Source organism: Dyadobacter sp. AC419, assembly GCF_979253085.1.
In genome coordinates, this window is the sequence record NZ_CEEDCD010000018.1 from 199,111 (window position 1) to 211,875 (window position 12,765).

Genomic DNA, 12,765 nt, shown 5'->3' on the forward strand with positions numbered 1-12,765 from the left:
GCCATGAAAAATTCACGCGGTGTAGTTTGGGGCGGGTTGCTAATCGTATTCGGGATGCTTTGGCTCCTGCGCAATATGAACCTCCTCAATGTCAATTGGGAAGAAATATTGCCTTACTGGCCTGTCCTACTGATCGTTGCGGGCGGACTTTTGCTCGCAACCGGAAATACAAACAGAGGATTTGGTGGCTTGGTTGGGTTGCTGATCACACTAGCCGTTCTCGGTGGGATTGTGAATAAAACAGACCGAGCGTTCGATCGACATGCCGATAACTGGGACTTCAACTGGGATGACGACGACGATGGGGAACGCCACTTTGGCTATCACAATGATGACGAGCACGACGAAGACAATAAGAATGATGGCGATGAGAATAAAGACGAAGACTACGAAAACGAACGCGGCAGCCGGAGTGAAAACAGACCCATCAACGGCAATTACAAGTATGAAATGGAGGATTTTATTCAAAAAGCCAATTTTCATCTTGAAGGCGGCGCGGGTTCATTCACGTTAAACGGCAACACGCCTAAGTTGTTTGAAGCAAATACAAAAAGCACAATGGTCGGCTTTCTGTCCAATACATCAATTAATAAATTGGATAACTCTGCGACTGTCAACCTTAAAATGGAAGATGGCAATGTAAAAATCAAAGAAGGTGAAATTTCAAATCAGGCCAAAATTCAACTGAACGACAGGCCGATATGGAACATTGATCTGGGCATTGGCGCAGGAAAAGGTGATTTCGATTTTAGTAATTACAAGGTTGAGAAATTGAAAGTAAGCACAGGCGTTGCCGATATGGATATCAAAATGGGCGATAAAGTGACCACTTCCAACATTGACATCGAAGCTGGCGTTGCTTCTATAACGCTCGAATTGCCCCGTTCGGTTGGCTGCGAAATGCGCATGGACGGTGCCTTGAATGCTAAAAACATGGACGATCTGGAAAAAGTGAGCAATGGATTATATCGCTCAGCAGGTTTTGACAACGCCGACAAAAAGATCATCATCAAATTTGAAGGCGGACTGACCAGCGTCAATATCAAACGTTACTAACGCACCCCGAATACAGAAATGAATATCTTTGCAGCTTACCGCAACGGATATTCATTTTTTTTATGCCCAAAAAGCTTCCTTACCTGAGTTTATTTCTGCTTTTGTCTCTCAATTTCTCCTTTTCACAGCCTGCTAAAACATTTGACAAAAAGGCTTCCATTGTCGATGTAGAGCAGAAAATGATTGCACAAGGATTGGTGGACATTCAGAAATCGGATCCGACGATTAAGGTGGAGCTTAAATATTCCACGACGGATAATTTCATTGGTAAAGACGTTTACGGAGATTTAAACCGCGCGTATTTACAGCCGGAAATGGCCAAAAGATTAGTTAAAGCCAATGCAATTTTAAAACAGGAACATCCCGGTTATACATTGCTCGTCTACGATGCAGCTCGTCCCAATTCCGTTCAGTATGACCTTTGGAATGCATTGGACAACTTGAAAATTCCTGCTAAAAACAAGAAAATGTACGTCGCCGATCCGAAGATCGGGTCCAATCATAACTTTGGCTGCGCCGTCGACCTCACCGTTGTGGATGGAAACGGCAAACCTTTAGATATGGGGACCAAATATGACTTCTTTGGCCCCCTCGCCTATCCACGCTCTGAGCAGGAAATGTTTAATAAAGGAAAGCTTACGTCTCAGCAAATCAGTAACCGCAAGATTCTCAGGAAAGTCATGAATCAGGCTGGCTTTACAACCAATACAACCGAATGGTGGCATTTTGACGGCATGTCCAAAAGTCAGGCACGTGCGCGTTATGGCATAATCAAATAATGCTTAATCCTGTCTGACGGTGCTTCCACCGGACGTTTTCTTGTCAACATTCGGAGTTCCTTTGTAGCGGACACTGCTCGCGCCGCTGGCGTCAACTTTCAATAATTCGGAGACGCAAACTTTTGCAGTGCTCGCTCCTGAAACTTCCAGGTCTGATTTCTGAGCAATCATATCAAATGCATTTAACTGCGAGGCGCCTGAAATTTCGCCATCCAGATATTTACTTTCTCCAAACAAAGCGAGTTGGGAAGCACCAGAAATATCAAACTTAAATTCTCTCCCAGAGCCTTCAAAGTCACATTTGGATGCACCAGATAACTCAAATTCCAGTCCAGGCAAATTTTCAAAACCTTCAATGTTGCCTTTTACAGCGCCTGAGAAATCAACTGCCTGAATGTCGGGCATAGTGATATCCAGCGTCATTTTTTTACGGTTGCGCCACGAATCGTTGTAACGCGCAACCAGCTCTCCATCCTGAACAAATAAATTCAGATCATCAAGATCATTCAGTTCACCTGTTGCAGAGACGGAAAAAGAGCTTCCCGACCTTACATTCACGTAAAAGGCATTGCCCATTTCCAGTTCATCAAAATTGCGCAAATCAAAAGTTCTCGTGCTTTGACCGCGAGGCGGAATGTCGTCCTGAGAATCTACATAAACGCATGCTTGGAAGACAAAAGCAAAAACAGCAAGGCAAAAAGAAAAAAGTAATTGTTTCATGGCTAATAGACGATAATGTTTTGCTTAGTGACAACTGGCCCCCTTAGTCCCCCTATTCAATAAAAAACTTTTTTACGCATAGGGGGATCAAGGGGGCCAGTTGTCTTAATAAAAAAGCGCTCTAAACTTGGGATCGACCGCACTTCTTTATCGGAAACCGTTAATCGACAGAGATTTTATATTTTTGGCCGAAAACCAAAATTATACATCGGTGTACGCTTCCGACCCAGATATCGTCAATGCAATAAGGCGCGGTGATGAACCCGCTTTTGAGCAGACATTCCGACATTATTATCAGCGCCTTTGCAATTATGCCTGCACATTGCTGAAAGACGAAGAAGAGTCGGAAGAGGTCGTACAGACGGTTTTTCTGACGATTTGGGAGAAAAGGGAAGATCTTGAAATCACACTTTCACTGAAATCCTATCTTTACCGGGCGGTTCACAATCATTGTCTCAACCGCTTCAAACACGCATCTGTGCGACAGGTGCACCGCGAACATACGCTTAACTTTGGCGCGCAATCTTACGAATCAGTTACAGAAGTGATCCATGCAAACGAATTGGAGGAAAGAATAGAAAAAGCAGTGAGCACTTTACCAGAACAATGTCAAAAAGCTTTCAGATTAAGCCGGTTTGAAGAATTAAAATATCACGAAATAGCCGAGCAGCTGGGAATCTCAATCAAAACGGTGGAGAATCAGATTGGTAAGGCGCTCAAAATATTGCGTATCGAATTGGCTGATTACCTTCCGGGAATGCTTTGGCCGATTTATTTCATCGTTGAACAGCTAATCAGATCGTAACCATGAACCCATCTCATGAAAACATATCGGAGGAGCTGTTAGCACGTTATCTGGCAGAAACCGCGTCCGAAAAAGAAGTTGAGCTTGTAAATCAATGGCTCGCACAATCGCCTGCAAATCAGCGCGAGCTTGCCACGTATCGATTAATCTGGGACCACGCCGGAAGCGCTTCAAAAACGAGCTTTCCTGTCAATACAGACGCGGCTTGGAACAAAATGAAGTCAAAAATGGCCCAGCCAGCGTCCGAGCAAAAGGACAAAGCACCATTGGCGAGGGAAATTGAATTTATTCCAGAACAAAAAGCTAAAAAACTGCCTGTAACGCTCTGGGCGGCTGCGGTGATCGCATTGCTGATGCTTTCCTTCGGATGGTTTTATTTGAAATCAAATGGATTAAATGCGCAGCAACGGATCGCGACGGCAAACAATACAAGTGAAACCGTGTTGCCTGACGGCACCAAAGTTTTCCTGAACTACAATTCCTCGTTGAATTATCCGGCCAATTTCGACGGCGATCTGAGAACCGTTTCTTTGCAAGGTGAGGCATTTTTTGATGTGAAACCTGATGCTGCCCATCCTTTTGTTATTGATGCCAATGGAACAGAAATCCGCGTTTTGGGCACATCATTCAATGTTAAGGCTTATGAAAAATCGCCGGTGCGCGTGGATGTTTCCACTGGGAAAGTTGAGGTGAGCAAGGCTTCGAGGAAAATCCAGCTTACAAAAGGAGAAGGTGCCGAAGTGCTTGCAGATACAATCAGAAGTCTGGCAGCGAACATGAACATGCTGAGTTATCACACCCAGGTTTACGATTTCAATGCTGCTGATTTAAACGAAGTAATTTCCTCGATTCGGGACGGTTATCACGTGGATGTGCGCTTGTCCAATCAGCAGATTGCGCAATGCAGGCTGACAATCCGCTTCGAAAAAGAACCTGTTGATGCCACGCTTTCTGTGATTGCCGAAACGCTGGATCTTAATTTGAGAAAAGAAGGAAAAGTTTATTGGCTGGACGGAAATGGTTGTCAATAACACGCTCAAAACCAAACTTCTGCTGCTTTGGCTCACTGCCTTTGCGGGCCTTGCAAATGCTCAGGACTTGCTGGAAAGACGCATTTCAATTAATGTAACCAATCGACCGCTGGACGAAACGCTTCAAAAGATCGGTGACTTGGGTGGGTTCAGTTTCTCTTACAGCCCGGATATGATTGACATTAAAGGCAAGGTTTCAATCCAAGCGAATAATCAAAGTGTCAGGGAAATTTTGAGCTCGATTTTCAAAGAAAAGGTCACATTCAAGGAGCGGCGCAAATATATTATTTTACAAAAAGTTGATCCGCCCGCGGAAGAAAAACCTGAAAACTTCAACCTCAACGGCTACATTATCGACACCAAAACGGGGAAAAAACTTGCTAATGCGAGTATTTATGAAGCTGCCACACTCGCTTCTACGGTTAGCAACCAATATGGTTATTACAAAATCCGCCTGCCCGCCTCGCTTCCTAACGTCCGGCTAGAAGTCAGAAAAGAAGATTACATTGGAAAAACCATTTCAATTGCGGTTGAGAGAGGATAAATATTTACAAATCAAGCTTAGTCCGGACACATTGAAGCCGCTTTCCGGAAAAGCGGCTCGTGCTGTTTTTTCGAAGGATTCACTGCATAAAAAAGTCGCTATTCCGCAATTTGAAGTCGTTGCAGAAGCGGATGTTGAGGAAGACACCATTACAAAAGAAACCGGCAGGAGACCTGAGTTTAATGTGGCCAGAGAATCCGAAAAATTCAAAACCACTTACCGCAAAGTCCAGAGTCGTTTTGTCAGCGCATTTGCGTCTGCAAAGCAGGCCATTCACACCCGGAACATTGAAGACACTTTATATAAACCCTTTCAGGCGTCTATTTTGCCGTTTTTAGGAACAAACCACGAACTGAGCGGAAACATTGTCAATGATTATTCGATCAATTTAATCGCCGGATATTCCTTAGGTGTGAACAAATTGGAAGTCGGGAGTTTGATCAATGTTGTGCGCGGCAATGTTAATGGGTTTCAGTTGGCAGGCGTCAGCAATATTGTGGGAAAAGACGTAAGCGGGTTTCAGTATGCCAATTTTCTGAACCTTACTTTGGGAAGCGTTCACGGTTTTCAGGGCACCAATGTTATCAATTATGTCGGCCGCAATCTGAGAGGTTTTCAGGTTGCAGGTGTAGGGAATGTGATTGTCGGAAATTTGGAAGGTTATCAGCTTTCATTAGGCTATAATTACGCAAACACCGTCCGCAGCGGTCACCAGATCGGGTTTGTTAATTATGCAGATTCCTCTGCAACCACGCCTTTTGGACTACTCAGCTATGTGCGATTAAACGGTTACCGGCGCTTCGAATTTTCATCCGACGAATTCAATTATTTTGGCGCTGCTTTCAAAACTGGCGTGAGCCGGTTTTATAACATCTTCAACCTCGGTTTTAATGGTTTACTGGACAGCAAACCGCTCGTGACGATCGGTTATGGCTTTGGAACCGCACAAAATCTGGGAAAAGGCTGGGGATTGAATGCAGATTTAACTGCCAATTTAGTAATCCTCAAAGATCAAAAGATTGAAGATGTTGGCATCGGATTATTTAGAGCGACCATTGCTGTTGAGAAAAAGCTTGGCAAGCAGTTCGCACTATTTGCCGGACCATCAATAAACCTCTTGGCCGGAAACGATTCCGGCCTGATGAACACAGAAAAATCGGCCGGTTTCAAGCCGATATGGATTGGCAAGACACCAGACGATTCCCGCCGGGAATATGGATGGATCGGCGTGCAGGCAGGGATCCGGTTCTGCAATTTGTCTTACTAAAAACCAATCCGTTTCCGTCCGTTCTGCATCATGCCGCCATTCGCGTGCTCGCGTAACTCGCTTAATTCTTTCTCAAAACCACCCGACAAAATCGGAAAACGGCACCAAGTTCTCGGATCCAAATTCAGGTCGTCAAGATGAAAAGCGGGCGCATAACGCTCCCTTTTCCACTGATTTCTGCTCCATAATTTAAAGAACCGCTCAGTCCAGCCTAAAATTTGCTCCGCTGTATAAAGGCCTTTATATCGCACAATGAGGTTTCGGTAAGCTTCCAGCGGCGATTTTTTATCCCGGATCGCCAGTTTTTCCAACACATTCAAGAACTCATAAGGCATCAGATCCGCCTCATCCGTCTGCGTTTGTGCAAGCGGGCGAAGTTCGGCAGTCGGCTGTAAACTGTTCACTTTTTTGAGTCCTTCAATCTTAATGTGCTTTCCTTTCACTTCGCAACCCGCCGTTTCCAGCCAGCGAAGCCATTGACGCAGATAATGCTTGTCAATGCCCGCCAACGGACTAATGCTTCCGGCCGTGTCGCCGTCCATTGTCGCATAACCAACCGCAGCTTCCGAGCGATTTGATGTTGCCAGTAACAAGTGATTTGCAAGATTTGTAAGCAGCCACACACCCGGAGCGCGCACGCGAGCCTGAATATTTTGCAATGCTATATCGTCTTGATCCCAGGTAAGTTGGCGACCGATTTGCTCTTCGATAAGCCCTTTATAAGTTTCTACCAAACCATTGATATTAACATTATAAAACGTTGAACCGATAGATTCAGCAAGCGATTGAGCCGATTCCAATGTGTCGGTTGAGCTGTTTTCGGTGCCTTGATAAATGTTATGGATCAGCACCAATGCAAGATCTTCTTCCGTTTTTGCAGACTGAATATCCTTAACATACGACAGCTTTTCCTTAAACCGGTCCATGCCAATGCTCTTCATCCGCAAGCCTGATCATCAGCCCGCATAATGCAGTGCAAGCACACGAATCGGCGCCACCTGAAAGTGAGATCGTGAAGCCATTTGAACGGCTTTTCCTTAAATAATCAAATAGGGCAAGACAAACGGCTCTTGCAAATTCTTCTTCCTTTAACGAGCCCCCCTTTTCAAAAGGCTCAATGTCAGGAATTTGTGTTAAAACAGGCTCAATGTCGGGAAAATCAAACCGTCCGGCAACGCGCCATGTGCGGTCTTTGGTGGCAAGGGCTATTTTACTTTGAACCTGACTCAGGCGCGTGTATTCCGTGTCAATGACTGCTGTCGTTATCAGATAATCTTCATAGCTGAACCGCGGACTGGAAGCAAGGAGATCACCATTGGACGCAATCATCGCATCGCCGTCATAAATAGCCCTGCCGGCCTCGTTACCAAGCAAATTAGTATAAATATAACTGCATGAAAACGCACGGGAAGCGTCTACAACCAGCTTTTCACGCGTCAAAAACTTGTTAAAGGCGAAGTGGCTGGCGCTCGGGTTCAATATAATGTCCACGCCGCGATCGTAAAGCCGGCGCGCCGGACGATTGGAAACCCAGCCGTCTTCACAGATTTCAAAACCAATTTTAACATTATTGGATCCACCCTGAACCGGTCCGCTGGCAATGTCAAAAACAACATCACCGATCGGATACAACATTTGATTTACTTCAAAGCTCTCTACAATGCCCGGCTGCCACGGTCTGAACCAGCGCGCCTCGTAGTGAATGCCATTGTTTGCAAGACTTTGTTTGCAATAAAAACCCAGGATCTGCTTGTTTGAAATAAGGCAGGCTGCATTATAAATGCTCCCGTTATGACGGACCGGCAAGCCCACCGCCACCATCATTCCAGCCGTTTCCTGAACGATTTCAAGCAGGCACTGCTGCGCTTGCTCGACAAGGTCAGGTGCGAAAAAATAGTCCTCGCAGCCATATCCCGAAATACACAGCTCCGGCAGGCAAAGGAGGCTTACCTGCTGTTTTTTGGCCTCATTTATTGCATTTATAATGTTCCGCGTGTTGCTTTCCCACGCCATTGGCGTCTGATTTACAACTCCGGAAGCTACTTTGATCAATGGCATAAAAACGATACTGATTAATGGAACGCAAGCAATGTTGAACACAAACGTTATGCCGGCAACTTAATAAAAAAATGCGTGTGCATACCGGCAAAGTTTTTCCCTATTTTTGCCAAACATAAAAATTAAACCACAGATTCCTCTTGCAATTCCCCTCATTCATCGCAAAACGCATCCGGCACAACGAAGCGGGTTCTTTTTCTGCCACAGTTTCACGCATTGGAGTTGCCAGTATTGCCATTGGGGTTGCGGTTGGGATCATTGCATTTTCGGTCCTACTTGGGTTTAAGCAAACGATTCGTGAAAAGATATTCCTGTTTGGCGCACACATTAATATCGCTTCTTTTTCGGTGGGAAACACTTATGAAGAAGGCCCGCTGAGTCTCAAAAACCCTGTTTCCGACATTTTGCCAACGTTACCTGAGGTGAAAAGATGGCAGGCTGTGGCGCACAAATCCGGGATTCTGAAAACGCCGGATGAAATCAAAGGGATTGTGCTCAAAGGCGTTGGCAAGGACTATGACTGGGCGACGTTTCGTAAAAGCCTGGTTGCAGGAAAACTGATTACCGGAAAAGATTCGACCTCCATAAAATACGGCTACTCCTCCGAAATCCTCATTAGCCGGAAGATCGCTTCGCAATTACGCCTGAAAGCGGGCGATGATGTGATCATGTATTCGCTCCAAAATCCGCCCAGGCCGCGTAAGCTCACTGTAACGGGCATTTACGATACGCAGATGGAGGAATTTGACAATAATCTGATCATTGGCGATATCACGCTCGTTCAGCGACTCAATGGCTGGGGAAAGGACTCCATCGGCACTTATGAGGTTTATTTAAATGATTTTGAGAAAATAGATGAAGTCGCGGCGCAACTGCGAAGATTACTTCCGCCTACATTCTATTTGCAGCGCGTAACGAGTATTTTTCCGCAGATTTTCGATTGGTTATTGCTTCTGGATCGCAACACGGCAGCTTTTCTGAGCTTGATATTGTTTGTTGCTTGCTTTAATATGATCTCCATTTTGCTGGTTATGATCATGGAAAGAACACCATTAATAGGACTTTTGAAAACGCTGGGCAGCCCGAACAAACAAATCAGGCGGGTGTTTCTGAGAGTTGGGCTTTACATGGTCAGGCGCGGGCTGATCATCGGAAATATAGTCGGATTGCTTGTCTGCTGGCTGCAACATCAGTTCAGCATCATCTCGCTCGATCCTACAAATTATTACATGAATACAGTGCCCATTGTGTTCGATTGGCCGATTTTTATCATGGTCAACATGATCACCGTGCTTATCTCAGGGCTAATCTTGCTGATTCCAACGCTTATCATTTCCAAAATTCAACCGATCCGGGCGCTTTTGTTCAAAAAATAGTTAAGCAAAGTCCGCTTACCATTTCACTTTTTGCAACAACTCGGCCGCTCTCAAAAGTGTGTCATCGTTTTTGGCAAAACAAAACCGCAATGTCTTGTAATTCGTGATCTGATCATAAAATGCAGACACCGGAATAGAGGCCACGCCAGCTTCAATGGTCAGTCGTTCAGCCAGTTGCCGATCATTCTCTTCAGTCAATTTCTCATAAGTCACATTTTGGAAAAAACTCCCCTCAGAAGGCCTCAGTGTGAAACCAACGTCCTTAATTGCATTGATAAAAAGATCTCTTTTTTGCTGATAAAAAGCCGAAAGGCTGAGATAATGTGTCGGATCTTCCAGATAATCGGCCAGCGCAAATTGGATGGGCGTAACCACACTGAAAACCAGAAACTGATGAATTTTCCTGAACTCAACCGTCATTTCTTTCGGAGCCAGGCAGTAACCGATTTTCCAGCCGGTTGTATGAAATGTTTTGCCAAATGAGCCGCACAAAAATGTGCGCGCAGCAAGTGAAGCAATAGAAGCCGCGGAAATGTGTTCTCTTCCATCGAAAATAATGTGCTCATAAACTTCATCACTGATAACCATCAGATCATATTCTTCTGCAATCGCGGCTAACTGCTGCAAATCATGCAATTTCCAAACATTGCCGGTCGGGTTATGCGGCGTATTAATGATCACGGCCTTTGTTCGCGGACTGATTTTAGAGCGAACAATGTCCCAATCGATGGATTCATATTGCGGATGCAATGTCACAAAAACAGGTGTTCCGCCATTCAGCTCGATTGCGGGCACATAACTGTCATATGCCGGTTCAAACACAATCACCTCATCGCCTGGATGTACGCAAGCCGTAATTGCCACGTACAAAGCCTCCGTAGCGCCGCTGGTGATGGTTATTTCGGTTTCAGGGTGATATTCCTTTAATGTTGAATTGAAAGTTTTTTGCGAAATGGCCTCGCGCAAACGCATTACGCCCGCCATTGGTGCATATTGGTTTTTGCCTTGTGACAAATATTTACTGACCAGTTTCTGCAATGCTGGCTCACAATCGAATTCCGGAAATCCCTGCGCTAAATTGATGGCCTGATGTTCTTCGGCCAGCTTTGACATTTTTGTAAAAATCGTAGTCCCGACGCGGGGAAGTTTGGAGCGAACAGCAGCCTTTGCAAGCATGAGAGATCAGAAAATATATGAATGTGCCGGATAATGGATCCGTAACCTTCAAATATAATGATTACACGCATCAAGACGGGTTAGCAATGCATTTGAACGGGAATTTTACCACCAGGAAGTAAACTTTGTTACATCCCTGACGACCTTTTCCAAATATTAAAGCCGATCCAGATCTTTAAAATCGGAAGTGAACTGCCTGATGCGAAGCGGATTTTGTGCGAGTTCAGTGGTCAGAAACTCAGGATAAATTTTGAGAGAATTAAGGCCGGAAATCGGGTGCCATTTGAAAAGAAGCTCGCTATCGCCTTCTACACCAATAAAATCTTCCTGGTTTTCCAGATCTGCAATGTGCATTCGATAATAAAATCCAAGCTCATGATGCTTAATGCCATTGTAAATGAAGAAATTTTCGGAGATCCAAAGCAAATCCTGCACTTCCACATGCATGCTCGTTTCCTCCATCATTTCCCTTACTAATGTATCTTTTGAGAACTCAAAAAGGGACGCGCGACCACCGGGAAGGCTCCAAAAATTGTCAGCTGGCGTTTTGTGCAAAAGCACTTTCCCATCCAACACGGCAACGCCGGCAACCCGGTAATTGAACAAAGCACCATCAATGGCGAGACTGATCATCTCAATGTAGATTTAAACGAACATTAACTTTCTTGCTTGCCGACAGATGATTCGCGGATGATCAGCGTCGTTTTCAAAGACCGCGTTTCGAAAACATCCGTTTTCTGAGGATGTTCGATGAGCCGGATCAACAGTTCCACAGCCTGCTGCCCCATTTCCATGGCGGGCTGAACAACAGCCGTAAGCGGTGGGTTAAGCAGCTCTGCAACGCTGATATTACTGAATCCGACGATCGCAATCTGTTCAGGGATTTTGATTTTATTTTTTTGTAAAACGGCCATACAACCCGTAGTAAGGCGGTCGCTCGCTGTGAAAATGGCATCCGGCGGCTCCGGAAGTTCAAGCATTTCCTGCACCGCAGCCTCGTTTTCACTCACAACTTTACCGCCATGATAACAATATTTGACGTACGATTCGTCGAAAGCAATGCCGTTGTCTTCCAATGCCTGCTTATAACCCGCAAGCCGCTCAGTTGTGATCGATAAATAAATAGGGCTTGTAAGATGCGCAATGCGCTTTTTTCCCAATTTGATCAAATGCTCAGTCGCCTGATAACTGCCCGAAAAATTGTCGACAACGACTTTATGCGTTTCAATTTCGTTGGGCACGCGATCCAGAAAGACAATGGGCAGACCCCGCTCCATCAAATCCTGGAAATGAAAAAGATTGGTGGTAAGGCTGGATAAAGAAATGATCAAACCGTCTACTTTTCTGGAAACCAAATAGTTGGTGTTCGCAACCTCGCGCTCGTACGATTCGTGACTTTGAAAAACCACCACGTGATAACCCAGATTATAGGCAATTGACTCAATGCCATTGATCAATTGGGAGAAAAAATGGTTGGCAATTTCTGGAATAATGACACCAATGGACTTGCTTTTACTGTCCCGCAAACTCAGCGCAATGGGATTGGGCCGGTAATTCATTCGCTCCGCATATTCCATCACCAATTTCTTGGTTTCCGGATTAATCTCATAGCTATTGCGCAACGCCCGGGAAACCGTAGAAGTGGAAAGACCCAGCGCTTTTGCAATGTCCTTGATTGTGATAGTCTCCAAAGAAAAATTGGTTTATTCCAACTTAATGTTTGATTAAATATACTTTATCCAACATCAGGTCAATGTACTAAAATAGACACGAATATTGAAACAGATCAACATTTGTTTACCGCCGCCCTTCAACTGATAACGTTCCCGATAACGATTGCACAAAAAAAGACAATCTATTATTTGATAGTTCTAGTTATTCAACCTAAACTGCCGTCAGCCAAGGTCCATAAAGATCGACGCTTTTTTTAGGGTATACCCCGAATAACACAAT

General features: G+C 44.9%; 11 protein-coding genes and 1 pseudogene. 7 read left to right on the forward strand and 5 right to left on the reverse strand.

Annotated features, from left to right (window positions below; translation table 11 throughout):
- The first annotated feature begins 3 nt into the window (after positions 1-3).
- Positions 4-1,056, forward strand: coding sequence for a LiaF transmembrane domain-containing protein (locus tag AC0IYG_RS13310; protein ID WP_471711537.1), 1,053 nt, complete (start codon positions 4-6; stop codon positions 1,054-1,056).
- A 62-nt stretch (positions 1,057-1,118) separates the two neighbouring features.
- Complete coding sequence (locus AC0IYG_RS13315; protein ID WP_471711538.1) at positions 1,119-1,835, forward strand: M15 family metallopeptidase; 717 nt, start codon at positions 1,119-1,121, stop codon at positions 1,833-1,835.
- 3 nt (positions 1,836-1,838) lie between these two features.
- On the opposite strand, the gene AC0IYG_RS13320 is transcribed toward AC0IYG_RS13315, so the two are convergent.
- Complete coding sequence (locus AC0IYG_RS13320; protein WP_471711539.1) at positions 1,839-2,555, reverse strand: head GIN domain-containing protein; 717 nt, start codon at positions 2,553-2,555, stop codon at positions 1,839-1,841.
- 211 nt (positions 2,556-2,766) lie between these two features.
- On the opposite strand from AC0IYG_RS13320, the gene AC0IYG_RS13325 reads away from it, so the two are divergent.
- The 4 genes from AC0IYG_RS13325 to AC0IYG_RS13340 are packed head-to-tail and all read left to right on the forward strand — an operon-like array spanning position 2,767 to position 6,202.
- On the forward strand, positions 2,767-3,360 hold the full coding sequence (locus AC0IYG_RS13325; protein WP_471711540.1) for an RNA polymerase sigma-70 factor: 594 nt from the start codon (positions 2,767-2,769) through the stop codon (positions 3,358-3,360).
- Between the two features lie 2 nt (positions 3,361-3,362).
- Positions 3,363-4,391, forward strand: a complete 1,029-nt coding sequence (locus tag AC0IYG_RS13330; protein ID WP_471711541.1) for a FecR family protein — start codon at positions 3,363-3,365, stop codon at positions 4,389-4,391.
- Positions 4,378-4,935: an STN and carboxypeptidase regulatory-like domain-containing protein gene (locus tag AC0IYG_RS13335; RefSeq protein WP_471711542.1), complete on the forward strand. Its 558-nt coding sequence runs from the start codon at positions 4,378-4,380 to the stop codon at positions 4,933-4,935. Before AC0IYG_RS13330 ends, AC0IYG_RS13335 begins: the two co-directional genes overlap by 14 nt.
- Positions 4,898-6,202 (forward strand): hypothetical protein, encoded by a 1,305-nt coding sequence (locus tag AC0IYG_RS13340; protein WP_471711543.1) that lies wholly within the window; start codon positions 4,898-4,900, stop codon positions 6,200-6,202. The genes AC0IYG_RS13335 and AC0IYG_RS13340 overlap by 38 nt, the downstream gene beginning before the upstream one ends.
- Here the strand turns inward: AC0IYG_RS13340 and nadE are convergent.
- Positions 6,199-8,260: pseudogene (gene nadE, locus AC0IYG_RS13345) on the reverse strand (NAD(+) synthase). The gene AC0IYG_RS13340 and the pseudogene nadE sit on opposite strands and share 4 nt — an antisense overlap.
- A gap of 140 nt (positions 8,261-8,400) precedes the next feature.
- Between nadE and AC0IYG_RS13350 the strand changes: the two are divergent.
- Positions 8,401-9,636, forward strand: coding sequence for an ABC transporter permease (locus tag AC0IYG_RS13350; protein ID WP_471711544.1), 1,236 nt, complete (start codon positions 8,401-8,403; stop codon positions 9,634-9,636).
- A 15-nt stretch (positions 9,637-9,651) separates the two neighbouring features.
- On the opposite strand, the gene AC0IYG_RS13355 is transcribed toward AC0IYG_RS13350, so the two are convergent.
- From AC0IYG_RS13355 to AC0IYG_RS13365, 3 genes are all read right to left on the reverse strand, one after another.
- Complete coding sequence (locus AC0IYG_RS13355; RefSeq protein ID WP_471711545.1) at positions 9,652-10,812, reverse strand: methionine aminotransferase; 1,161 nt, start codon at positions 10,810-10,812, stop codon at positions 9,652-9,654.
- Between the two features lie 156 nt (positions 10,813-10,968).
- On the reverse strand, positions 10,969-11,445 hold the full coding sequence (locus tag AC0IYG_RS13360; RefSeq protein ID WP_471711546.1) for an NUDIX hydrolase: 477 nt from the start codon (positions 11,443-11,445) through the stop codon (positions 10,969-10,971).
- Between the two features lie 23 nt (positions 11,446-11,468).
- Positions 11,469-12,503, reverse strand: a complete 1,035-nt coding sequence (locus AC0IYG_RS13365; protein ID WP_471711547.1) for a LacI family DNA-binding transcriptional regulator — start codon at positions 12,501-12,503, stop codon at positions 11,469-11,471.
- Positions 12,504-12,765: the final 262 nt, after the last annotated feature.